Source organism: Amycolatopsis jejuensis, assembly GCF_000717335.1.
Lineage (GTDB): Bacteria > Actinomycetota > Actinomycetes > Mycobacteriales > Pseudonocardiaceae > Amycolatopsis > Amycolatopsis jejuensis.
The window spans coordinates 452,835-475,323 of the sequence record NZ_JNYZ01000012.1 but is presented as its reverse complement, the minus strand read 5'-3'; the positions used below and the strand labels follow the sequence as shown (position 1 = coordinate 475,323).

22 protein-coding genes are annotated in these 22,489 nt (G+C 69.5%); 4 read left to right on the top strand and 18 right to left on the bottom strand.

From position 1 onward, the window contains the following. Window positions 1–31: 31 nt before the first annotated feature. From tsaE to OO71_RS19735, 7 genes are read right to left on the bottom strand one after another with little or no spacing between them, the layout of a single operon-like run. A complete protein-coding gene (gene tsaE / locus OO71_RS19765) occupies window positions 32–496 on the bottom strand; it encodes a tRNA (adenosine(37)-N6)-threonylcarbamoyltransferase complex ATPase subunit type 1 TsaE (RefSeq protein ID WP_425388688.1) in 465 nt (154 codons plus the stop codon). Then, entirely contained in the window at window positions 484–1,572 is a 1,089-nt protein-coding gene (locus OO71_RS19760) for an alpha/beta fold hydrolase (protein WP_033291227.1), read from the bottom strand. The genes tsaE and OO71_RS19760 overlap by 13 nt, the downstream gene beginning before the upstream one ends. Continuing rightward, window positions 1,569–2,687 carry an alanine racemase gene (gene alr, locus OO71_RS19755; protein WP_033291226.1) on the bottom strand — a complete coding sequence of 373 codons (1,119 nt, stop codon included), beginning with the start codon at window positions 2,685–2,687 and terminating at the stop codon, window positions 1,569–1,571. The genes OO71_RS19760 and alr overlap by 4 nt, the downstream gene beginning before the upstream one ends. A 29-nt stretch (window positions 2,688–2,716) precedes the next feature. Continuing rightward, on the bottom strand, window positions 2,717–3,826 hold the full coding sequence (locus OO71_RS19750) for an ABC transporter ATP-binding protein (protein ID WP_033291225.1): 1,110 nt from the start codon (window positions 3,824–3,826) through the stop codon (window positions 2,717–2,719). A 4-nt stretch (window positions 3,827–3,830) separates the two neighbouring features. After that, complete coding sequence (xylB, locus tag OO71_RS19745; protein ID WP_033291224.1) at window positions 3,831–5,264, bottom strand: xylulokinase; 1,434 nt, start codon at window positions 5,262–5,264, stop codon at window positions 3,831–3,833. After that, window positions 5,254–6,057, bottom strand: a complete 804-nt coding sequence (locus OO71_RS19740; protein WP_033291223.1) for a DeoR/GlpR family DNA-binding transcription regulator — start codon at window positions 6,055–6,057, stop codon at window positions 5,254–5,256. Before OO71_RS19740 ends, xylB begins: the two co-directional genes overlap by 11 nt. Window positions 6,058–6,108: 51 nt before the next feature. Further along, a complete protein-coding gene (locus OO71_RS19735) occupies window positions 6,109–6,732 on the bottom strand; it encodes a TetR/AcrR family transcriptional regulator C-terminal domain-containing protein (protein WP_051791714.1) in 624 nt (207 codons plus the stop codon). A gap of 58 nt (window positions 6,733–6,790) precedes the next feature. Here OO71_RS19735 and OO71_RS19730 point away from each other — a divergent pair, with 58 nt between their 5' ends. Beyond that, the gene (locus tag OO71_RS19730) at window positions 6,791–8,311 is read left to right on the top strand and encodes an MFS transporter (RefSeq protein WP_051791713.1); all 1,521 of its coding nucleotides are present in this window, start codon (window positions 6,791–6,793) and stop codon (window positions 8,309–8,311) included. 91 nt (window positions 8,312–8,402) lie between these two features. On the opposite strand, the gene OO71_RS19725 is transcribed toward OO71_RS19730, so the two are convergent. Both OO71_RS19725 and glmS read right to left on the bottom strand, forming a co-directional pair. Next, window positions 8,403–9,878, bottom strand: coding sequence for a bifunctional ADP-dependent NAD(P)H-hydrate dehydratase/NAD(P)H-hydrate epimerase (locus OO71_RS19725; protein ID WP_033291222.1), 1,476 nt, complete (start codon window positions 9,876–9,878; stop codon window positions 8,403–8,405). 17 nt (window positions 9,879–9,895) lie between these two features. Next, window positions 9,896–11,758: a glutamine--fructose-6-phosphate transaminase (isomerizing) gene (glmS, locus tag OO71_RS19720; RefSeq protein WP_033291221.1), complete on the bottom strand. Its 1,863-nt coding sequence runs from the start codon at window positions 11,756–11,758 to the stop codon at window positions 9,896–9,898. 194 nt (window positions 11,759–11,952) lie between these two features. Between glmS and OO71_RS19715 the strand changes: the two genes are divergently transcribed. Further along, window positions 11,953–12,783 (top strand): alpha/beta hydrolase family protein, encoded by an 831-nt coding sequence (locus OO71_RS19715; protein WP_033291220.1) that lies wholly within the window; start codon window positions 11,953–11,955, stop codon window positions 12,781–12,783. 4 nt (window positions 12,784–12,787) lie between these two features. Here OO71_RS19715 and OO71_RS19710 read toward each other — a convergent pair whose 3' ends face one another. The 6 genes from OO71_RS19710 to rplM all read right to left on the bottom strand — a co-directional run bounded on the left by OO71_RS19710 (window position 12,788) and on the right by rplM (window position 18,538). Then, window positions 12,788–13,168 carry a hypothetical protein gene (locus tag OO71_RS19710; protein ID WP_033291219.1) on the bottom strand — a complete coding sequence of 127 codons (381 nt, stop codon included), beginning with the start codon at window positions 13,166–13,168 and terminating at the stop codon, window positions 12,788–12,790. Between the two features lie 18 nt (window positions 13,169–13,186). Then, the gene (locus tag OO71_RS19705; RefSeq protein ID WP_033291218.1) at window positions 13,187–15,487 is read right to left on the bottom strand and encodes a hypothetical protein; all 2,301 of its coding nucleotides are present in this window, start codon (window positions 15,485–15,487) and stop codon (window positions 13,187–13,189) included. Beyond that, window positions 15,487–15,801, bottom strand: a complete 315-nt coding sequence (locus tag OO71_RS19700; protein WP_051791712.1) for a hypothetical protein — start codon at window positions 15,799–15,801, stop codon at window positions 15,487–15,489. Before OO71_RS19700 ends, OO71_RS19705 begins: the two co-directional genes overlap by 1 nt. Before the next feature lie 103 nt (window positions 15,802–15,904). Continuing rightward, window positions 15,905–17,242 carry a phosphoglucosamine mutase gene (gene glmM, locus OO71_RS19695; protein WP_033291217.1) on the bottom strand — a complete coding sequence of 446 codons (1,338 nt, stop codon included), beginning with the start codon at window positions 17,240–17,242 and terminating at the stop codon, window positions 15,905–15,907. Between the two features lie 193 nt (window positions 17,243–17,435). Then, a complete protein-coding gene (gene rpsI / locus OO71_RS52955; protein WP_033291347.1) occupies window positions 17,436–18,074 on the bottom strand; it encodes a 30S ribosomal protein S9 in 639 nt (212 codons plus the stop codon). A gap of 11 nt (window positions 18,075–18,085) precedes the next feature. After that, window positions 18,086–18,538 carry a 50S ribosomal protein L13 gene (gene rplM / locus OO71_RS19685; protein ID WP_009072361.1) on the bottom strand — a complete coding sequence of 151 codons (453 nt, stop codon included), beginning with the start codon at window positions 18,536–18,538 and terminating at the stop codon, window positions 18,086–18,088. A 234-nt stretch (window positions 18,539–18,772) separates the two neighbouring features. Here rplM and OO71_RS19680 point away from each other — a divergent pair, with 234 nt between their 5' ends. Further along, window positions 18,773–19,666 (top strand): hypothetical protein, encoded by an 894-nt coding sequence (locus OO71_RS19680; RefSeq protein ID WP_051791711.1) that lies wholly within the window; start codon window positions 18,773–18,775, stop codon window positions 19,664–19,666. Window positions 19,667–20,306: 640 nt separating this feature from the next. After that, window positions 20,307–20,789 (top strand): DUF4333 domain-containing protein, encoded by a 483-nt coding sequence (locus OO71_RS51660; RefSeq protein WP_051791710.1) that lies wholly within the window; start codon window positions 20,307–20,309, stop codon window positions 20,787–20,789. A 432-nt stretch (window positions 20,790–21,221) separates the two neighbouring features. Here OO71_RS51660 and OO71_RS19670 read toward each other — a convergent pair whose 3' ends face one another. The 3 genes from OO71_RS19670 to OO71_RS19660 form a co-directional block, all read right to left on the bottom strand. After that, a complete protein-coding gene (locus OO71_RS19670) occupies window positions 21,222–21,512 on the bottom strand; it encodes a WXG100 family type VII secretion target (RefSeq protein WP_033291216.1) in 291 nt (96 codons plus the stop codon). Between the two features lie 54 nt (window positions 21,513–21,566). Continuing rightward, window positions 21,567–21,887, bottom strand: a complete 321-nt coding sequence (locus OO71_RS19665) for a WXG100 family type VII secretion target (RefSeq protein ID WP_051791709.1) — start codon at window positions 21,885–21,887, stop codon at window positions 21,567–21,569. Between the two features lie 232 nt (window positions 21,888–22,119). After that, the gene (locus OO71_RS19660; protein WP_033291215.1) at window positions 22,120–22,479 is read right to left on the bottom strand and encodes a hypothetical protein; all 360 of its coding nucleotides are present in this window, start codon (window positions 22,477–22,479) and stop codon (window positions 22,120–22,122) included. Between the last annotated feature and the right edge of the window lie 10 nt (window positions 22,480–22,489).

The following is a 22,489-nucleotide window of genomic DNA, read 5'->3' as shown; positions in this document are numbered from 1 at the left end:
ATCAGGGAATCTGATTCCCTCATGGTTCCCTTCACGGACTTGGGACCAGGCCGACCCGCTCGGTCCAGGTGCCGTGGGGCTCAAGGCGCATGACCCGCGTGTCATCCTCCCGCCGCTCCAGCCGGACCACCAGGTGGTCCTCGGAAAGCCGCTCCGCGCTCCCCTCGCCCCATTCGACGACCACCGCGGAGCGTTCCAAATCCGTATCCAGATCAAGATCGTCCAGCAACGTCAAATCCCCGCCGAGCCGATACGCATCCACATGAACCAGCGGCACCCCACCAGCACCCGCGGAATGGACCCGGGCAAGCACAAACGTCGGCGAACTCACCCGGCCACCCACCCCCATCCCATCCGCAATCCCCCGGGTGAGCGTCGTCTTCCCGGCACCGAGCGGACCGTCCAGCAACACCAGATCCCCCGCCCGCAACACCGCCCCCAGCGCCCGCCCGAACGCCATCGTGTCCTCGGGAGTCTCCAGAATCACCTTGTCCACCACCAGTTCCGCCGGTTCGGCGCGGCACTGCCTCCGCACCGCTGCAGCAAATCGATGAGCGCGCTGTTCACCAGCTCAGGTTGCTCGAGCTGCACCAGATGCCCGGCCCCCCGCACCCGCACCAGCTCGGCGTCCGGCAGCTCGGCCGCGATCCGCTCCGCATGCGCGAACGGCGTGAACCGATCCGAATCACCGCCGATCACCAGCACCTGCGCATGCTTCAACCCGGCCAGCGCAGCGTAGCGGTTGTGGCTGCCGAGGGTGCCGACGAAGTTGACCAACCCCCGCACCGGCGTCACCGCAAGCATCTCCAGCATGAAGTCGACCAGTCGCGGCGAGACATCCCTACTGCCGAACGCGAGCCGCCGTACGGCCTGTCGCGTGAGCTGTCCGCCCGCCGCACGGACGAACTCGACGAGACCCGGCTGCCATCCGGCCAGCTCGCCGACCCCGCGCGTGAGCGGGTTGTACTTCGACAGCAACGACCGCGGCAACCCGCGCGCCCCCACTTCGCCCGCCGCGGTCGCGACGAACACGACACCGCACACGCGCTCGTCGAAGAGGTCTGGCCGTTGCGCGGCGAGCTCCATGAGCACCATGCCGCCCATGGAATGTCCCATGAGCACAATCGGTCCTTCGGGCACCATCGCGCGCAGTACGCCGTCGAGGTCGCGCGCGAGCTGCTCGATAGTGGACGTCTCCGTGGACGCTTCCCCGGACAGGCCGTGGCCACGATGGTCGTAGTACACCTGCCGTACGCGCGGCAGTCGCAGCGAAGCGACCGCGCTGCGCTGGAAGTGCCACGAGCGCCGCGAAAGCGCGAAGCCGTGTACGCCGACGAGAGTCAGCTCCGGTGCTTCACCGTCGTCAGGGTCGATCTCCTCGACTGACAGCGGCGTGCCGTCTTCGGCGGCGACAGTGGACGTACGGTCCGGCTTCAGCTCGCCCAATGGCTCGTCGGCAAACGGGTCCTCGACCGGTTTGCGTTGCTGCGCCGCGACAACGGCCGCTGCCGCACCCGTCACCACCGCTCCGACCCCGCCGACGATCGCCCACAGCCGCGCCGAAGGTGTCACACCTGCTCCCCCACGTACCGGCGGCGGACCCGCGGCCGGTACATCGAAGTGACGATCTCGTAGTCGATGGTGCCCAGCTTATCCGCCCACTCGCGCGCAGTCGGCTCACCGGAGCGGCCGTTGCCGAAAAGCACGACCTCGTCGCCGACCCGAACCGCGTCGTCCCCGCAGTCGACCACCAGCTGGTCCATGCAGATCCGCCCGGCCACCGGCCGCCGCTGCCCACCGAGCAGGACGTCCATCTGCCCGGACAGCGAACGCGGCACGCCGTCGGCATATCCGGCAGGCACGAGCGCCAGCGTGGTGTCCTGCGGCGCGGTCCAGGTGTGCCCGTACGACACGGATTCGCCCGCCGCCACCCGCTTCGTGAGCACCACGCTGGAGCGGAACGACATCGCCGGACGCAGGTCGTCTTCGGTGGGCACCGGGTTGAGGCCGTACATCGCAATCCCCGGGCGGACCACGTCGAAGTGCAGGTCGGGCCGGGTGAGCGTGGCCGCGGAGTTCGCCAGGTGCCGCATCGGATCGAGACCGGCGGCGCGGGCGGTGTCGTACGCCTCGGCGAAGAGTTTCGCCTGCGCGTCGATCGATTCGTGCCCGGGCTCGTCCGCGCGCGCCAGATGCGACCACACGGCCACCACCTCGACGTTCCGCGCCCGAGCCGCCGCCTCGACCAGCTGGGGCCAGTCGGCGGGCGGACAGCCGTTGCGCGACAGCCCGGTGTCGATCTTGAGGTGCACGCGAGCCGGTTTCCCCACCCGCACGGCGGCCTCGGCGATCCGCGCCAGCTCGCTGACGGAGCTGACGCCGAGGTCGATGTCCGCTTCGATGCCGGGGGCGAAATCGACCTCCGGCACGTCCAGCCAGCTGAACAACCGCCCGGTGAGCCCGGCCGCCCGCAGGTCGAAGGCCTCCTGCAGCGAGCAGGTGCCCAGCCAGGTTGCGCCTGCTTCCGCTGCTGCCCGTGCCACCGGCACTGCGCCATGGCCGTAGGCGTCGCCCTTGACCACGCCCATGACTTCGGCACCAGCCGCCTTGGCGGCCAGCAGGGACACGTTGTGGCGCACTGCGCCGAGGTCGATCACGGTCTCGGCATGCGGGAAACTGGCAATCATAGCGAGTGCCAGTTTCCCACGTCATGGCTTCAGGACAGACGCTGCCCGGAAGTACCGGAGAACACGTGCAGTTCGTCGGGACGGATCCGCAGGTGCAGGGTGTCGCCCATGCCCGGCGGCGTACGCGGGTCGACCCGGGCGACCACGTTGCGTGACGACCCTTCGGCGGTCTCCTCGACCCCGGCGCCGAGCTTGCCGTACACGTACGCGTCCGAGCCCAGCTCCTCCACCAGCTCGACCTTGATCGGCAGGGTGCCGGCGGAGTCCGTGGTGACCTCCAGCGACTCCGGACGGAAACCCAGCGTGACCGTGTCGCCGTCGGCCGCGGACCGGACCGCTGGCGTCAGCGGCACACGGACACCACCGACGCCACCGACCTCGGCGCCGTCCGCGGTCAGCTTCGCGGAGACCAGGTTCATCGCCGGGGAACCGATGAAACCCGCGACGAAAACGTTTGCGGGCCGGTCGTACAGCGCGCGCGGGGTGTCGCACTGCTGCAGCAGGCCGTCCGACAGCACGGCCACCCGGTCGCCCATCGTCATGGCCTCGACCTGGTCGTGGGTGACGTACACCGTGGTGACGCCCAGTCGCCGCTGCAGCGCGGCAATCTGCGTACGCGTGGACACGCGCAGCTTCGCGTCGAGGTTCGACAGCGGCTCGTCCATGAGGAACACCTGCGGCTCACGCACGATCGCGCGCCCCATCGCGACGCGCTGCCGCTGTCCGCCCGACAGCGCCTTCGGCTTGCGGTCCAGGTACTGCTCGATGTCCAGCAGCTTCGCCGCGTCGAGCACCTTCTGCTTGATTTCCGACGCCGGCCGCCCGGCGATCTTCAGCGCGAAGCCCATGTTCTGCGCCACCGTCATGTGCGGGTACAGCGCGTAGTTCTGGAACACCATGGCGATGTCACGCGAGCGCGGCGGCAGATGCGTGACGTCGCGGTCGCCGATCCAGACCGCGCCGTCATCGATGTCCTCCAGCCCCGCGAGCATCCGCAGCGCGGTGGACTTTCCGGACCCGGACGGCCCGACGAGCACCAGGAACTCGCCGTCGGCGATCTCCAGCTCCAGCGCGTCCACGGCGGGCCGCTCGGTACCGGCATAGCGCCGGGTCGCCTTGTCGTAGGTGATGGTGGCCATCGGGTCAGTCCTTTCCGGATTTCGCGGGGACCCCGTGCGCGGCCTCGCGCGCCTCGAGGTGGCGGCGCTGGATCTCGATGCCCGTGGCGCGCAACGCCCCGGCAGGCTCGTCCAGCACGAGCCGGTTTTCGATTCCTTGCCACGCGGGCGGTTCGGCAGTTCCGGCGAGCGCCCAGGCAGCCTGTCGAGCGGCCCCCAGCGCGACGTACTCGCCGACTTGCGGGAGCACCACGGGCAGCCCGAGCACGATCGGCGCGACCGCCCGTATCGCAGCGGACTGCGCGCCGCCGCCGATCAGCAGCACCCGCCGCACGGCCATGCCCTGCGCGCGCACCGCGTCCAGCCCGGCGGCCAGACCGCAGAGCAGGCCCTCGACGGTCGCCCGCGCGAGGTTCTCCGGCGTCATGTTCGCCCTGGTCAGGCCATGGATCGACCCGGTCGCGCCGGGCAGGTTCGGGGTACGTTCGCCGTCGAGGTACGGCAGCAGCGTGAGCCCGCCCGCGCCCGGTTCCGCGGCGAGCGCGAGCCGATCGAACTCCGGCAGGTCGACGCCGAGCATCGCGGCTCCCGCGGTGAGCACGCGCGCGGCGTTGAGGGCGGCGGTGAGCGGCAGGAACCGGCCGGTGGCGTCGGCGAATCCGGCGACCAGGCCGCTCGCGTCGGCCGCGCCGGTCTCGGTGACCCCGAAAACCGTGCCGCTGGTGCCGATCGAGATCACCGCGTCGCCGGGCTCCAGTTCCAACGCGAGCGCGGCCGCCATGTTGTCGCCGGTGCCTGCCGAAACCAGCATCCCGCCGGCGGTGTGCCCGGCCGCCTCGGCCGGGCCAAGCACGGTCGGCAGATCCGGGGTACGGCCGCCGAACGCATGCGCGAGAACGTCCGGCCGGTACGCGTTTTCAGTCGGCGAGAAGTACCCCGTACCCGAGGCATCGCCGCGGTCGGTGAAAGCGGTTTCCGGACCCCCGAGCAGTCGCCAGGTGAGCCAATCGTGCGGCAGCAGGACTTGGGCAACGCGATCCGCATTCTCCGGCTCGTGCTCGGCGAGCCAGCGGAGCTTGGTCACGGTGAAGCTGGCCACCGGCACGAGCCCGACCGACTTCGCCCACACCCCGGGTCCGCCCAGCTCGTCGACGAGGTCCTTGGCCGCCTGCGCGGAGCGCGTGTCGTTCCACAGCAATGCCGGACGGACCACCTCGCCACGCTCGTCGAGGGTGACCATCCCGTGCTGCTGACCGCCGATGCCGATGGCCTGGACTCCGTCGAGGACGTCGCGGGTGGCCGCGTCGAAGGCCTGTCCCCACGCCGCCGGATCGACCTCGGTGCCGTCGGGATGCGGTGCGCGGCCGGTGCGCACGATCTCGCCCGTGCGCGCGTCGCAGACCACCACCTTCGTCGACTGGGTCGACGAATCGACCCCGGCCACCAGCTCAGCTGTCATACGGCTGCCCCTCCTCGACGTGCTCCACGGTCTCGACGGCCGTACCCGCATTGAGCGCGGCCTCGATCTCCTCGGTGGGCGTGACTTCGCTGGTGATGAGCAGGTCGTAGTCGCCGACCGTGCCGTGTGCGTACGTGGCGGTGCGGCCGAACTTCGAGTGGTCGAGCACCAGGACATTGCGATTTGCCGCGCGCAGCACGGCTTTCTTGAGCTCGGCGTAGTCCTGCACGGGATGGAACAACCGGCCGACGGCGACCGCGCTGACCGAGACGAACGCGACGTCCGCGCGGGTTCTCTCAAGCAGGGCAAGCACATCCGGGCCGGAGCAGGAGTCGTACTCCGGGTGGTAGCGGCCACCGGCAACGACCACCTCGACGCCCTCGCCGAGCAGCCGGGCCGCCTGCAGCGAGTTGGTGATCACGGTGAGCCCCTCGACCCCGGCCAGCCGCTCGACCAGCGGAAACAGGGTGGTCGAGTCGTCGACGAACACCGTCTGACCCGGCTCGACCTGCCGGATCGCGGCCTCGGCGAGCGCGTCCTTTTCGGCCGAGTGCCGCGTGAACCGGCTCGCGGTTTCCATGGTGAGCGCCGGGTACGCCGCGACCTTGCCGCGCAGCTTCCGCAGCAGCCGCCGTTCGGCGAGGTCGTCGAGGTCGCGGTGCATCGTCATGAGGCTGACCCGGAACCGCGCGGTGAGGTCGTCGATCCGGACCTCGCCCAGCTCGATGACGTGGTCGAGGATCTCCTGACGGCGCTGCTCGACCGCAGCATCGGACGGGCGCGTCCTGGGCATGCTCAGTTCTTACCAGATATCTCGCCCCGAGTTAACACATAACTCGATAATTTACGGCGCTTCGAGCACCGGCGCGGACCGCAGGATCTGTTCGAGGCCGAAGCGGAAGCGGTTGTCGAAGTCGACCGACCGGAACTCGTCCAGCACCGAGTTGAGCACCGGAAACTCCTCCGGCACCTGGTAGGTCCCGGACAGGTCGATCTCCGCCGCGGCCTGTTCCTCCTGGACGAGACCGAGGGTGAAGTAGAACAGGCTCCAGCTCGTCCAGACGGCGGTCCGGCGAGTGGGACACCCCTCCAGCAGCGCGTCCACCACCCGCTCAGTGACGCCGAGCGTGCCGGGCCCGTTGACGAAGGTCCCCGCCACAACCCGGGCGCCGTCGCGATGTCCGAGCATCGCAACGCGCAGCCGCTGATGCAGTTCGGCGACCCGCTCGTCCCACCGGCTCGGCAGACCGTCCACGTCGACCTCGACGAAGATCGCCTCGGCCAGCAGGTCCAGCAGCCGCGCCTTGGTGCGGATATGCCACATCACAGTGTTCATGCTGACCCCGAGATCGGCGGCAATCGCCCTGGTGGACAGCTTGTCCAGGCCGCCGCGATCGAGCACGGCGAAGGCGGCCGCGACCACCTGGCCGAGTGTGATCCCCGCCTTGATCGGTTGTCTCTTGGTCACCGACCAAGTATACCAGAGGAGGACTTACTTGATCACTGATAGAGAATGAGGGCGGGCCATGCGCATCGAAACTCCACCCACGCCCCGGCCCGGCCGGGTGCTCGCCGCGGTCACCCTCGCGGTGGTCGTGGTCTTGCTGGGGACCACGATCCTCAATGTCGCGCTGCCGACGATCCAGAAGAGCCTCGGCGCGAGCACCACCGAACAGCAGTGGATCCTGAACGCCTACTCGCTCACCTTCGCCGGGTTCCTGCTCGTCTCGGGAACCGCGGGCGACCGGTTCGGGCTGAAGCGCCTGCTCGTCTGGGGCCTTGCCGCTTTCGCGCTCACCTCGGCGATCACCGGTTTCCTCGGCTCCCCGACGGCCGTCATCGTGCTGCGGGCACTTTCCGGAATTGCCGCGGCGACGATCATGCCGACGAGCCTCGCGATCATCCTGCGGACCTTCCCTGCCGAAAAGCGCGCCCGCGCCATCGCGACCTGGGCCGCGTCGTCCGCGGTGGCCACCGCATTCGGCCCGGTACTGGCCGGAGCCATGCTCAGCTCGGGCCTGTGGTGGGGATCGGTGCTCGAGCTCATTGCCGTGCTCACCGTGCTCGGTCTCGTCGCGGCACTGCGGTGGATCCCGGAAATTCCCGGCAGTGGCACCGGAAAGCTGCGGATGATGCCGGTACTCGGCTCGCTGGCCGGGATCGGCCTGCTGGTGCTCGGCGTGGTGCACGTCAACAACGGCGGCTGGGGCTCACCGGGTACCTGGCTGCCGATTGCCGCCGGAATTCTAGTGCTGGCCGCGTTGCTCGCCACGGAAGTCCGGCACCGCGAGCCGCTCGTGGACGTGCAGCTTTTCCGGCACGGCTCGTTCACCATGGCGACCGTGGCGCTGACCGTGGTCTCGGTCGTCCTCTACGGCTACCTGTACTACACGGTGTTCTACCTGCAGACGGAGCTCGGCTTCTCACCACTGCAAGCCGGTCTGGTCCTGCTCCCGCCGACGATCGGCTCGGCCTTCGGCGCCCCGTTGTCGCGCTGGGTCGCGGCGAAGATCGGCGACCGCGCAACGATGGCGACCGGGCTACTGGCGATGACCGCGGCCTTCCTCGCCGCAATGCCCCTTGGTGCAGACACTCACATCGCGTGGTTCATGGCCGACTGCTTCTTGCTCCTGCTGGGCTTCGCACTCGTTCTGACGCCGGGCACCACCCTGGCGACGTCCACAGTGCCCACCGAACGCTCCGGTGCCGGGTCGGCGCTGCTGAACACGCTGCGCCAGATCGGCGGTGCGCTCGGGGTCGCAGTGCTGGGTTCGGTGTTGTGGTCGAGCTACGGCTCCACGATGACCGACAAGCTCGCCGCTGCTCCCGACGCCGTCCGGCAGACGGCTACGAAGTCGCTCAACGCGGCTCTGGCCACGGGCGACCCGGCCGCGGTCAGCGCCGCCGGTCCGTCCTTCCTGGACGCCATGCAGCTGACGAACCTGGTCGCCGCCGTGATCACCGGATTCGCTTTGCTGGTAGTACTTCTGGTGCGCACGAAGCGCCGCGCGGCACCGGAACCGGAACTGGCCACCGCCGCTGCCTGAGCCACATCACCCCAATGTGGCATTGGGTGCGTCACATGCACCCAACGCCACATTGGGTGCGTCACATGCACCCAACGCCACATTGGGTGCGTCAGATGCAGCGAATGCCACATTGGGGTGGTCTGGAGGCGACCGCGCGGATCAGGCGGAGGGCAGCGGGGATCGCGTCGACCAAACCCGAGGCGGACGTCGGGACATCCTCGGCCGCGAGGGCGCCGGCCAGCGAATGCACCTGGGCGGCGGCTGCGGCGGCGAGCCACGGGTCGATGCCCGCCGCGAGCAGCGAGCCGACCAGACCGGTCAAGACATCGCCGGAACCTGCGGTGGCCAGCCACGAACCGTGTGGCTGGTTCACCGCGACACGGCCGTCCGGGGCGGCGATCACCGTGCAGTGGCCCTTCAAAAGCATTACCGCGTCGTACTTCTTCGCCGCCTCTCGTGCGGCGGCGACCCGGTCCGCGCCCGGGCGGCGGCCCATCAGGCGTTCGTACTCACCGGCGTGCGGAGTGAGCACGAGCGGCGTGTCCGGGTCGCGGGCGTCGAGAACTTCGGGGGTGTGCGCGATGATCGTGGTGGCGTCGGCGTCCGCGCACACCGGGACGCCCTGGCCGAGGATGTGCCGCAGCACCTCGCGGCCGTCCCCGCCGGTGCCGATGCCAGGGCCGACCACCCACGCCTGCACCCGTCCAGCATCGGTCACCGAACCCGTTGCGACGATCTCCGGCCAGCGCGAGCGCACGACGTCCGCCGCGTGCCCGGCGTAGCGGACCATGCCCGCAGTCGCGTGAACCGCCGATCCCGACGCGAGCACGGCCGCGCCAGGATACGTCGCCGAACCGGCCGCGATGCCGACCACGCCCTGGGTGTACTTGTCGTCCTCCGGACCCGGAATCGGCCACACCGCAGCGATATCGGCCAGTTCGAGGCGGGACAGATCCGGGTCGCCCAGCTCCGGCCGCAGGCCGATGTCCACCAGCACGACCTCGCCGCATTCCTGTGGGGCCAAGGCATGCACGGGTTTGAGCGCGCCGAAGGTGACCGTGCGCGCGGCAGTGACGTGCGGGCCATCAACCGCGCCGGTGTCCGGGTCCACGCCGCTGGGCAGGTCGACCGCGACCACAGGCGCGTCGATCAGCTCGACCAGCCGCGCCGCCTCCGGTCGCAATGGGCCACGGGCCGAAATGCCGACGATGCCGTCGACCACCACGTCCGCCCGCTCAATCCACTGTGGACTGTCCACTGCGGACACCACGCGCCCGCCGGAACGCTTCAACGCAGCCAATCCCGCCGGATGCGCCTTGTCCGGGTTCAACAACACGGCGGTGACGGCAACTCCGCGCCGACGCAGGAAAGCACCGGCCCACAAGGAATCCCCGCCGTTGTTGCCCGAACCGACCAGCAGCACGACCCGCCGTCCGGACACGCCTCCGGTGTCTTCCGCCAGCAATCCGGCCACCTGCGTGGCCAGGCCGAACGACGCCCGGCGCATCAGCTCGCCGTCGGGCGTGCGCGCGAGCAGCTGGTCTTCCGCCGCGCGAATCCGTTCCGTGGTCCAGATTCCCTGCACGGCGGCGACCTCCGCAGCTATTCGACAGTGACGGACTTCGCCAGGTTACGCGGCTTGTCCACGTCGTACCCGCGGGAGCGCGCGATCTCCGCGGCCAGCACCTGCAACGGAACCGTGGACACCAGCGGCTGCAGCAGTGTGGGTACCGCAGGCACCTCGATCAGCTCGTCGGCGAACGGGCGCACGGTCTCGTCGCCCTCCTCGGCGATCACGATCGTGCGCGCACCACGGGCCTGGATCTCACTGATGTTCGACACCAGCTTCGAATGCAGCACCGCGCGGCCCTTCGGCGAAGGCATCACGACGACGACCGGCAGGCCCTCCTCGATCAGCGCGATCGGACCGTGCTTCAGCTCACCGGCGGCAAAGCCTTCGGCATGCATGTACGCGAGTTCCTTGAGCTTCAACGCACCTTCCAGCGCCACCGGGAACCCGACGTGCCTGCCGAGGAACAGCACCGCGCGCGAATCCGAGATCCGCCGGGCCAGGTCGCGGGTCTGGTCCACAGTGGACAGTACCTTCTGCACCGCCGCCGGCATGGCTTCCAGCTCGGCGAACTCGCGCGCGACCTCGTCCGGGTACTTCGTGCCGCGCGCCTGCGCCAGCGCGAGGCCGACGAGGTAGTTCGCCGCGATCTGGGCAAGGAACGCCTTCGTGGACGCGACGCCGATCTCCGGCCCGGCATGCGTGTACAGCACCGCATCGGACTCACGCGGGATCTGTGCGCCGTTGGTGTTGCACACCGCCAGCACACGCGCCTTCTGCTCCCGCGCGTGCCGCACGGCTTCGAGGGTGTCCGCAGTCTCGCCGGACTGGGAAACGGCGACCACGAGCGTGTCGCGGTCGAGGACCGGGTCGCGGTAGCGGAACTCCGACGCCAGCTCGACCTCCACCGGCAACCGGCACCAGTGTTCGATGGCGTACTTCGCGACGAGACCCGAGTGGTACGCCGAACCACAGGCGATTACGAAGACCTTGTCGACGTCACGCAGGTCCTGGTCGGAAATGCGCTGCTCGTCGAGGATGATCCGACCTGCCTCGAAGTGCCCGCGCAGCGTGTTCGCGAGCGCCTCCGGCTGCTCCTCGATCTCCTTGAGCATGAAGTACTCGTGGCCGCCCTTTTCGGCGGCCGACAGGTCCCAGTCGACGGTGAACGGCTTGGCCTGCGCGGCGTCGCCGTGGAAGTCGGTGACCTCGTAGCCGTCGCGGGTGATCACGACGAGCTGGTCCTGGCCCAGCTCCACGGCCTCGCGGGTGTGCTCGATGAACGCCGCGACGTCGGAGGCCACGAAGTGCTCCCCCTCGCCGACCCCGACCACCAGCGGCGACGACCGGCGCGCCGCGACGATCGTGTCCGGCTCGTCGGCATGCGTCACGACCAGCGTGAACGCGCCTTCGAGGCGACGGCACACCGCGGCGACGCTGGCCGCCAGGTCACCCTTCGTGTCGCCGTCGGTGTACGCACGAGCGACCAGGTGGGCGGCGGTTTCGGTGTCGGTGTCGCTGGCCATCTCGACGCCACTGGCCTCGAGCTCGGCCCGCAGCGCGGCGAAGTTCTCGATGATGCCGTTGTGCACCACCGCGACCCGTCCCGTGGTGTCCCGGTGCGGGTGCGAGTTGCGGTCGACCGGCGCGCCGTGCGTGGCCCAGCGCGTGTGACCCATGCCTGCGGTACCGGTGAAGCTGCCGCGGCCGACCTCGTCGAGCCGGGCCTCCAGGTTCGCCAGCCGGCCCGCCTTGCGCTCGACGTTCAGCGCCCCGGCGCCGTCCAGCACCGCCACCCCGGCCGAGTCGTAGCCGCGGTACTCCATCCGGCGCAGTCCACCGAGCACGACGTCCAGGGCCGGGCGGTGTCCGACGTATCCCACGATTCCACACACGCGAACTAGCGTAACGAGGGATGTCCAGTCCCCTGCTCCGGTCCCTTCGGCGAGGTTTTCACCGGCTCTGACCTGGGCGGGGACCGCGCCGGGCAACGGTTTACCGGGTCCGGCGGCAGTGTGGTGGCATGCCGCCGTCCCGCTCGGGGTGGCGCACCGGGCCACGGCCGGGCACGGGCAGTAAGGTCACGCGCATGGCCAGCAAGCCCAAGCAGCTGCTCACGGAGCTGTCCCACCCGGGTCCGCACGAGGTCCTGCGCGGCAACCTCGCCCTGGTCGGGCTGCCCGGCGTCGTGTTCACCCCGCGCCGCGGCCTCGGCCTGCCCGCCCTCGCCTTCGGGCACGGCTGGCTGCAGCCGGCCACCCGGTACCGCCAGCTGCTGCACCACCTCGCGAGCTGGGGTGTGGTCGCCGCCGCCCCCGCAACGCAGCTCGGCCCATTGCCGTCGCACCGCCTGCTGGCCGGGGACCTGCTGACCACGCTCGACGTGATCACCACGGTCCGGCTCGGCCCGGACGGCATCAGCGTCGACCCGGACAAACTCGGTCTCGCCGGTCACTCCACCGGCGGCGGCGCGGCGGTGCTGGCCGCGGCCCAGTCCGCGCGAGCCGGTGACGACGCACGCCCGCGGGTCCGCGCGGTCGCGACAGTGGCCGCCGCCCAGACCTTCCCGCCCGCCACGAACGCTGCCCAGCTGATCAGCGCCCCCGGCCTGCACCTGGCCGTGGACGGCGACCTGGTCGCCCCGGCCGTCGGCCACGCCGAGGCCATCGCGCACGCCTGGGCGGGGCCGGTGCAGCTGCGCACGCTGTCGAAGTCGACACACCTCGCGGTGACCGAAGGACGGCACTGGAGCCAGCTCCTGTTGCAGGGCAAACCGCAACGCGCGACTCAGCAGCTCACGAAAGCCCTGTTCACGGCGTTCTTCCTGACCCACCTGACCGGCACGGACAAGTACCTGCCGCTCCTGGACTCGGACGTGAAACGCGCGCCCATCGAGGTACCGGACGAGGAAGCCGCCTGAGCGATCAGGTCGCCAGCCAGTCGGTGTCGGCGAAGTTGTCGTCATCGTGGGCAGCGCGGCGATGCCGCCCCTTAGGCTCCGGTGCCGGGTGCTCGGCCCGTTCCGTGCCTGCTTCCTCGTCGTCGAACACGAAGTTGACCTCGCCGTCGGCCTTGTCGCCCACAGTGGACTCCATGACCCAGCCACCGGCCTTCTGCGCCCGCCGCGCGTTCTCCTGAACGCGGACGATCACCTCGCCGACAGTGCGCAGCTGCTTGTCACTGGCTTCTTTGCCGGCGTCGAGTTCCTTGGTGACCCGGCTGCCGATCAACGCCAGCCGCTCCGAGTTCTCGCGCTCGATGTCGGCCAGCTTGCTGCGGAAACCCGCCGCGAGGTCTTCGGTCACCGCGTCCTCCCCCGTTCGCTAGCGGCCCGGCTGATCGTCTTCGTCGAAGAGCGACCCGCTGATCCGGTCCGCCCCGGCCATGGCACCGAAGAGACCGCCATCCGGACGGTACCCGCTCGCCATGCGCTCCTGCGCTCCTCCGGGCGCGTTGCCGAGACCACCCATCATGCCGCCCCCCATCATCGACGGGGTGTCGGTGCCCGGCGTCGGATGAACCGGCGTGGTCCCGAGTTCCGCGGTGTCGTCGTGCGGTGTGCTGGGCGACGCGGCCATCGGGTCGCCGCCGTCGGGCGTGCTGTCGAACCCGTCGTTGGTGTCGAAGGGATCGACCACGGACTGGGCTGTCGTCGAATCGTCCGGTGCCTCGCTGTGGGTGACGGGCAGCTCGTGTTGCTCCGGAATCCCTTGGCGGGCAGGGGAAATCGCCTGCTCGGACCCGGAGTGCTCCGGCACGGCCTGGGGCGGAGAGTGATCCGGCACAGCTTGGGGCACCGAGTGCTCCGGAACGGCTTGGCCGGGAGGTGAGATGGCTTGCTCTGCCGCCCCGGTCGGCGGCAGTCCGGAGACCGGCTGTCCACCACCGCTCTGTCCGCCACCGCCCTGTCCACCACCCTGGCCGCCGGGAGTCGGGGCGCTGTCCTCGCCGAGGGTGTACTTCGTCGGCTGGCCGGAACCGTCGTCGATGGTCACGACCGTCGGACCGTCTGCACCGCCGGGCCGCTCGGCGACGATCGAGAGCTTGCCGTCCTCGATGTGGATCTTGCCGTGGGACTGGTCACCGAAGTCGAGGTCGTACTTCTTCGGCTGGCCGTTGCCGTCGTCGACGTGCACGCCCATCCGCCCGTCGGTACCCGGCTCGGACAGGGAGATCCGCCGCCCGCCGTGCTCGACGGTCACCGCGTCCGGCTCCTCCGCCTTGGGCGCCGTACCCGCCTTCGCTGGGTTGAGCCCCTCAGCAGTCGGCGGCGGCACTTCGGGAGCCTTCACCGCAGCCGGAGCCGAAGCCGGAGCCGGAGCAGCGGGAGCCGAAGCCGAAGCCGGTGGTGCAGCAGGTGCCGAATGCGAACCACCGCCCGCAGACGACGCACGGGTCTGCTGGTGCGCAACCGGTTCGGCAGGCTTCGAAGCCGTAGTGAACAGATCCTCGCGAGCCCCGTTCAACGTGGCGCCGAGCCCGTTCCACACCTGGTCGACCCCGGTCCGCGTGTTCTCGCAGACCTGCTTCCAGTTGGTGACGTGCTTGTCCATGAACCCGCAGAACCCGGCCAGCCACTTCTTGGCCCAGTCCTGCCCGGCGTCCTTGGTGTCGTCGCCGAGGTCGCATTTGTCACTGCTGACCTGGTTCTTCACGTCCTCCGGCATGAACCGGACGAAGTGCTTGAAGTCGTCGTCGCTGGCGTTGCGGCCCATCTCGGCGACCCGGATGAGGCGGTCGATGTCGCCGGGCGAGAGGTCGCCCTTCTTGGGGTACTCGGTGAGGTAGTACTCCTGCAGCCACTGGCATTTCGCGCGGCACAGCTTGGCGATCGAGGCGATGGCGCGGTCGACCGCGTCCGCCGCGCCCTTGAGGGTCCCCTCGACGTTCTTCGTGCCGTCGGTGATCCCTTTCCACGACTGCTGAGCCGAATCCTTCGCGTTGCCCGACCAGTTGGCGAGCACCGTCGCCATGCGGTTGTCCTGGTCGGCGGCGGCGTCCACGATCGAGGCGTTGACGTCGGTGAACTCGTGCGCGGCTGCCTTGAACTTGGCGAACGGGATGTCGCGCTGCTCGTCGAACGGGTCGCCGACGTCCTGCTGGAACGGATGCTCGGGCAGGTTCTGCGCGACCAGCCCGCGGGCCCGGTTGTACAGCGGCAGCAGGTTCCGGAACGGCTGCAGGCCGGAGACCCCGAGGTCGAGGATCTCGTTCGAGTTCGCGACACCCGGGTCGGTATCGCTGTTCTTGGCGCCCTGGTCCTTCAGCTTCTGCCGGTCGCCGTCGACGGCCTGCTGCTGGCTCGCGGCCCGGTCCTTGGCGCCCTGGTCGGCCTTGTCCTTGGCCATGCCGTACCACTTGTAGACGTCGCCCGCGCTGGACGTCTCCCAGTCCATGTCCCCTTCGGAAATGGACAGCTGCTGCTTGTAGAAGTCCCGCCAGTGGTTGCGGTCTTCGTCGCTCTGGAAGCCGTAACTCTGTGCGTCGCCCTCTTCTTCCTCGTCCTCGACGTAGTCGAAGTAGCGAAGCGCCAGCCCCCGTTTGGTGTTGGGGTCGATGCTCGGGTCGTTCATCAACTGCTGGAACTCTTGGAAGGACGGGATGGTCCCGTTGCGCTCGGCCATCAGCGGTTACCGCTTCGCCGCACGGCGTCCGCGCTGCCCGCCTCGTTGGCCGAGTACTTCTTGCTCGCCGACCCGAGGTTGGTCCCGAAGTCCTCGGACGCCTTCACGTAGCTGTCGACGCACTTGCCGACCTTCTCGACGCCCGTCTTGTACAGCTGGAAGGACCCGTGGTGCTTGCGGCCGAAGTCCGCCTCGGTGATCTGCAGCTGCTTCAGCGCGGCCAGGGTGGTCTGCAGCTTGTCCTTGGCCACGTCCCGGACGAACCCGCCCGCGGACTCCAGCATCTGCGGATCGACGTCCTGTCGCTTCGCCACGATCGCTCCGCCCCTCCTCCGAGTACCCGCCAACGGAATGTACCCGGAGCGTGACGAGGGGCGCAGCGATTCAGGCAGTTCGGGGCGGTTCGGGGCAGTTCGGTCAGGAGACCGCGGACACCACTCCGGCCAGGCGGTCGGCCGCGGCCTGTGCCGTGGAATGCGCCGGGGCTTCCACCATCACCCGCACGAGCTGCTCGGTACCCGACGGACGCAGCAGGACCCGGCCTTCCTCGCCGAGCTCGGCTTCGACCTCGCCCACCGCGTCGCGGACTTCGGCCGACCCGGCGACCGCGGCTTTGTCCGCGACCGGAACGTTGACCAGCACCTGCGGGAGCCGGTTCATCACCGCTGACAGCTCGGCCAGCGGCTTGCCCGTGGCGGCCATCCGGGCCATCAGGCGCAGGGCGGTGAGCAGGCCGTCGCCGGTGGTGGCGTGTGCCGGGAGGACGACGTGGCCGGACTGCTCGCCACCGAGGGCCAGCCCGGACGCGCGCAGCTCCTCGAGCACGTAACGGTCACCGACCGCCGTGGTGACCACCGTGATGCCGTGCGCCTTCATCGCCAGGTGCAGACCGAGGTTGCTCATCACCGTCGCGACCAGGGTGTCTTTGACCAGCTCGCCCTCTTCGGCGAGCGCCAGCGCGAGGACGGCCATGATCTGGTCACCGTCCACGAGCTCGCCCGAGGCGTCGACGGCCACGCAGCGGTCGGCGTCACCGTCGTGGCCGATGCCCAGGTCAGCGCCGTGTTCGACGACTGCCGCCCGCAGCAGGTCAGGGTGGTTCGACCCGCAGTTCTCGTTGATGTTGATGCCGTCCGGCTCCGCGTGCAGGGCCACGACCTCGGCCCCGGCCTTGCGGTACGCCTCCGGCGCGGCCACCGACGACGCACCGTTCGCGCAGTCCACGACGACCTTGAGGCCGGTGAGCGGATGCGGCGTGGCCGTGACGAGGTGGTCGACGTACTGGTCGAGGGCGTCGGTGACGTCGGTGACCCGGCCGACGCCGGACCCGGTCGGGCGGGTGACGCCTGCCGCGGCGAGACCGGCCTCGATCTCGTCCTCGATGCTGTCCGGCAGCTTGTGCCCGCCCGCGGCGAAGAGCTTGATGCCGTTGTCCGGCATGGGGTTGTGCGAGGCGGAGATCATCACGCCGAGGTCGGCTTCGAGCGCGCCCACGAGGTACGCGACGGCAGGCGTGGGCAGGACGCCGAGCCGCAGCACGTCGGCGCCGGCGGACGCGAGGCCGGCCACCACGGCGGCCTCCAGCATCTCGCCGCTGGCGCGCGGGTCACGGCCGACCACGGCCACCGGACGGTGCGAGCGATCGTGCGCGGCGAGCACCCGAGCGGCACTCGCAGCGACCGACAGTGCCAGCTCCGGGCTGAGGTCGGCGTTGGCCAGACCGCGTACCCCGTCGGTGCCGAACAGTCGAGCCATCTCTCGACCTCCTTGGTCCTTAACGTCGAGTCGTGACGGCGCCCGTCAACCTAATGGCGCCGGCAGGTGAGCCGGTCCCCACCCCAGAGAGTCGCGCGGGACGGGCAAAACGCATCAGCCCGGTCCGGAAAACGACGGAAGCGCCCATCCGATGGACGGATGGGCGCTTCCGAGGTTGCGCCTGAGCGTGGAATCAGCGCTTGCTGTACTGCGGAGCCTTGCGGGCCTTCTTGAGGCCGTACTTCTTCCGCTCCGTGGCGCGGGCGTCACGGGTGAGGAAGCCGGCCTTCTTCAGCGCCGGGCGGTCGTCGGCGTCGACCTCGACCAGTGCACGGGCGATGGCCAGACGCAGCGCGCCCGCCTGGCCCGAGATCCCGCCGCCGTGGAGGTTGGCGAAGATGTCGAAGGAGTCCGGCTTCTCGACGGTGACCAGCGGCTCGCGGATGAGCTGCTGGTGCACCTTGTTCGGGAAGTACTCCTCGAGGGTGCGGCCGTTGAGCTTGAACTCACCGGTACCGGGCACGACGCGGACGCGGACCACGGCCTCCTTGCGGCGGCCGACGGTCTGGGCGTTGCCGCCCGCAGCCCGCGACGGACGCGGCGCGGCGGGAGACTCGCTGGTCGCGACGGCCTCAGAGGACTCAGGGGCGGCGGCGGGCTCAGGGGCGGCGGCGGGCTCGGTGGCGGCGGCGGTGTCCGTGGCGGCCGGGGCCTCCGAAGTCTCGGCCGGGGTCTCCGGGGTCTCCGGAGTCTCGGTCGAGGCAACCGCCTCGGGGGCCTCGGAAACCTCGGTGGCCGCGGGAGCCTCGGCGTCGGTCTCGGTGCTGGTCAACTGTTCCTCACTCACTGCGCGACCTGCGCGATCTTGGTGATCTCGCGCGCCTGCGGTTGCTGCGCGGCGTGCGGGTGCTGCGGGCCGGCGTACACCTTCAGTTTCTTGGCCATGGCGCGGCCGAGCTTGTTCTTCGGCAGCATGCCCTTGACCACCTTCTCCACGAGGTGCTCTGGCTTGGTGTCGAGCAGCTCGCCGAAGGAGCGCTTCCGCAGGCCGCCGGGGTAGCCGCTGTGCCGGTACGCGAACTTCTGCTCGCGCTTGTTCCCGGTGAGAGCGACCTTCTCGGCGTTGACGATGATGACGAAGTCACCGGTGTCCACGTGCGGGGCGTAGGTCGGCTTGTGCTTGCCGCGCAGCAGCGTGGCGACCTCGGTCGCGAGCCGTCCGAGCACGACATCCTCGGCGTCGATCACGTGCCAGGCACGAGTGACGTCGCCGGGCTTGGGGCTGTACGTGGGCAAGGGTCTACCTCGTCGTCAACATTGCGTGTGGGTTCTGTGCGGGCCGAGCGCTGACGCGCCGCAACGCACAACGACATATGAAGATACCCCTGTGGTTCCCGCTGGTGTGCAGCGGGGGTGGGTAGCCACCGCACCGGTCCGGTGAGGAGTGTAGCGGCCCGGGATCAAGCCGCGCGCACCCCGCCGGGATGAGACGATCGGACACCGGGCACGACGACCACTGGGGACACGCAGGTGAAGACACGATCGAGGACGACGCGCGCCTGCGCCGCCGTCGCAGTACTGGCGCTGGCGACAGCGTGCGGCCAAGCCCGCGCCGGCACCGCGCTGCCGGACGGCGACCAGGCGGCCGCGTACGTCGGCGCGAAGTTCGAGAAGGCCATGTCCAAGCTCGGGGACTCCATCCTCGACGCCAGGAATGTGACGAATTCGGCAGACGCGTACTTCCGCTTCGACGACAAGTGGGTCCACCACACGATCACGTCGGCCCGCACGGGGAGCCCGGAGAGCCGCGTGGTGCACAACCGGTCACAGAAGAACCCGGACGAGATCATCGACTCGTTCACGCCCGCCGACGGCACGGTCGAGTACCTGTACCTGGGCCCGGCGTACAAGTCACTGGCGCCGACGCCATGGGTGTCGATGCCGAAGCCGGAGGGCGGACTGGTCCAGCCGTGCGCGTGGGGCGGAGTCCAGGTGGCGTGCAAGATGGCCGACGCGGCGAGCAGCTCGTACGAGGCGGACAAGAAGGCAGTCCGAGGCGCGAAGAGCTCCGCGGACGGGAGCGAGGAGCTCACGGTGAACGTGGCGTTCTCGCGGTTCCTGGAGCAGCGGGTGGAGGTGCTGCCGGACAGCCTGCTGTCGAAGGTGGGCCCGGAACTGCGCAAGGCCGTCGTACCGACGACGATCACGCTGAAACCGGACGGGTCCCTGTCGGAGTTCGTGATGGCAGCCCAGTTCGAGGGTGATGGACACAAGATCGAACTCAAGTACAACTTCCGGTTCACGGGCCAAGCGACGGCACAGGATCTGCCGAAGGTCCCGGACGCGGCCCAGGTGACGGTCCTCCCGGACAACGAGGCAAAACAGGACTTCTACCGCCGCCTTGGCGACCTGCAGGGGCGGTGACGGTGCTGGTGACGGCGATGCTTGCCGGGACGGTGCAGGGTGCGGTGAACGAGCGGTTGGGGGATGAGTGGTGAGCGGACCGTCTGAGGAGGGGACTCCACCGGAGCAGCCCGGGGTGGCCGGTCAGTCGTGGCCACAGGCCGCACAGCCGGGGCCGCCTGCGTGGACGCCCGGTCAACCGGGACCGGAAGCGTCGACGCCGGGACAGCCCGGCTGGCAGCACGCCCAAGCCCCAGGCTCGCCGCCGTTTCTGCAGCCCGGCGCACCGCACCCCCACCAGCCTGGCTCTCCGCCAGTTCCACACCCAGGCGCGCAACCGGTCCCGCAACCCAGCTCGCCACCGGTTCCGCAGTCCGGCTCGCAGCTATCCCAGCCGCTTGGCTCGCCGCAACCCCAGTCCGGCGCGCAACCGGTCTCGCCGCAGGTTCCGCAGCCCGGAGTCCATCCTGGACAGCCGCAGTGGTGGCAGCCCCAGGCGCAGCAGGTCCCGCCGGGCTGGGATGTCCGGCAGAACCCCGGCGCACCCAGCTCGCAGCCGACGCCGCTTCCCCCTGCGTCGAGTCCACAAGCGACACCTGCGCACACCGGCTGGGGCAGTCAGCAGAACCCCGGCGGGTGGCAGCCGACGCAGCAGTCCGGAATGGACGGTTCCTCCTGGCAACCCGCCGGACCCTCGCAGTGGACCGGCACCCAGCCTCCGCACCAGCCCGGCACTCCCCCGCACGGGCAGGAAACTCCTTACGGTGGCGGGTTTCAACCGTCCCACTACGGCGGCCTCGGCGCGTTTTCCGGTGCCGACGCGAAGAAACCCCGGTCGAAGAAGCCGTTCCTGATCGCCGGGGCCGGGGTTCTCGTAGCGGCACTGGGGGTCGGGGCGGCGTGGTGGTTCGGCGCTTTCAGCGGGGATACGTTGGAGCAGAAGTCGTTACAGGACGGCGTTTCCCGTGTCCTCGGTGAGAACTACGGCGAACCGGACGTGAAGAATGTCTCCTGCCCAACAGGCCAGCCGATCACGAACGGGACGACTTTCGACTGCACGGTCCAGGTCGGTGGCCAGCCGAAAAAAGTGACGGTCCGGGTGCTCAACGACAAGCCGGAATACTCGGTCGGCGCGCCGCACTGACCCGGCGACCCACTGGTTGCCCGAATCACGGCTCGGCACCTGCATCACATTCGGGGCAGCATGCATGCAAACGGCCCCGCGCGCGGAACATCAACGACGACGAGCCCGGAAACGGCGGGCCAGCACCAACTCCCCGGGCATGAAATCGGTGACGCCTGCCCCCCGCACCACGAAATCGGCGGCCCAGCACCGGTTCGTCATGCGCAAAAAGGGGCGGACCTACACCAATTCCCCGCCCGCGAAAAACGGCGAGCCAGGCACTGGTTCCCGCCCCGAAAACGGCCAGCGATACCAGTTCCCCCAGCACGAAACGGCTGGCCCGCACCAGTTCCCCCAGCACGAAAACGGCAGGTCCGCACCGGTGCCCAGAGCACGAAAACGGCGGGCCTGCACCGGTTTCCCGGTGCGTGCCCGCCGTGGTTCGGAGCTTGCTCAGAACAGGTTCTGCACCGAGCGGTCGGTCGACTGGTAGCCGTCGGCGATTTGCGGCAGGGCGGAGGCAATCTGCGCGAGAAGCTGCTTCAGGTCGGCGAACTTCTGGTCCCACGCGGCCTGCTTCTGCATGTACTGGTCCTTCGCCTCACCGGTCCAGTCGTGGACCAGCGGGTTCAGGTCGTCCTTGAGGCGGTCGAACAGGACCTGCAGCTGCTTGGTGGTGGCGGTGCAGTCGTCTGCCGCGCGGTGGATGGTTCCCGGATCGACAACAATACGGCCGTCAGGCATGGCTTACTCCCATCGAAGAACTGAAAAGTGGTGAAGTGAACGGAAAGAACCGGATCAGCCGAGTACGTTGAAACCCTTGTTCAACGCCTGCACCATCTCGTTGTTCTGCGCCTCACTGCGCTGGTACTTCGAACCGGCTTCCTGAAGAAGGTGGCCGATGTCCGCGAGCGCCTGGTTCAGACCCTTGCCGGTTTCGTCGAAGCGGCGCATCACGTTGTCGAATGCGCGCTGCGCGTCGCCTTCCCAGCCGGCTCGCGTGGCCTCGATCTCGCCCTCGAGCTTGCCGAGCTGCTGGTCCATCTGCGTGCGGACGTCGACCACGCGGCCCTCTGCCGCGGTGAACTGTTCCGGAGTCCCGGTGAAGCCCGTAGTCATGGGATTGCCCCCTTCGTCAAGTGGTTGTGCGCACCGGCTCTGTCTCTCCGGTACGCAAGCTACGACGCTGACAGTGCCAGCTCGGTTCACGGTTGTCGCGATTTATCCGCAAGTAGTTGCTTGCGGGAACGCCGGATCAGGGAACCGCGCGCCGCGACCCGCTCGCTCCGGTATTCGCGGAATCCGGAAAAACGTTGTCCACCAGTGCGGTTAGCACACGCACAGGGCGATTTCACGCTTCCCGGCGCATGATTCGCGACTGCGAAAAGTCCTCGTCCTCGTCACCCGTTCGTGCCGAAGGGGACGGAACCGGGGGCGGAACGGGAACCGCTTCGGGGGTGCTCGGCACTGCCGGGATCGGCAACCCGCGGGCTGCCCGGAACCGGCGGGCCGCCCCGCGCAGTGCCGACGGCGGCGGTTCCGCGGCACCGGAGAGCCGGCGGCGGCCGAATTCCTTCAGCAGTTCCCGGTTCTCGCTGCGGTGCCGTTCCGTTCGGGCGAGAGCGCTGCCGGCGACGCGACGGGAGAACGTGACCGCGTCCTGCCCCGCTCGGGTGAACGCCGCCGGGGCGGACTCCGGTTCGGGCGGCACGCGGCACTCC

Bases quoted from the DNA above. Each gene is read 5' to 3' on its own strand.
- alr (WP_033291226.1), bottom strand. From the start codon at position 2,687: ATGATTGCCAGTTTCCCGCATGCCGAGACCGTGATCGACCTCGGCGCA.
- OO71_RS19750 (WP_033291225.1), bottom strand. From the start codon at position 3,826: ATGGCCACCATCACCTACGACAAGGCGACCCGGCGCTATGCCGGTACC.
- xylB (WP_033291224.1), bottom strand. From the start codon at position 5,264: ATGACAGCTGAGCTGGTGGCCGGGGTCGATTCGTCGACCCAGTCGACG.
- OO71_RS19740 (WP_033291223.1), bottom strand. From the start codon at position 6,057: ATGCCCAGGACGCGCCCGTCCGATGCTGCGGTCGAGCAGCGCCGTCAG.
- OO71_RS19730 (WP_051791713.1), top strand. From the start codon at position 6,791: ATGCGCATCGAAACTCCACCCACGCCCCGGCCCGGCCGGGTGCTCGCC.
- OO71_RS19715 (WP_033291220.1), top strand. From the start codon at position 11,953: ATGGCCAGCAAGCCCAAGCAGCTGCTCACGGAGCTGTCCCACCCGGGT.
- OO71_RS19705 (WP_033291218.1), bottom strand. From the start codon at position 15,487: ATGGCCGAGCGCAACGGGACCATCCCGTCCTTCCAAGAGTTCCAGCAG.
- glmM (WP_033291217.1), bottom strand. From the start codon at position 17,242: ATGGCTCGACTGTTCGGCACCGACGGGGTACGCGGTCTGGCCAACGCC.
- OO71_RS51660 (WP_051791710.1), top strand. From the start codon at position 20,307: ATGGACGGTTCCTCCTGGCAACCCGCCGGACCCTCGCAGTGGACCGGC.
- OO71_RS19670 (WP_033291216.1), bottom strand. From the start codon at position 21,512: ATGCCTGACGGCCGTATTGTTGTCGATCCGGGAACCATCCACCGCGCG.
- OO71_RS19665 (WP_051791709.1), bottom strand. From the start codon at position 21,887: ATGACTACGGGCTTCACCGGGACTCCGGAACAGTTCACCGCGGCAGAG.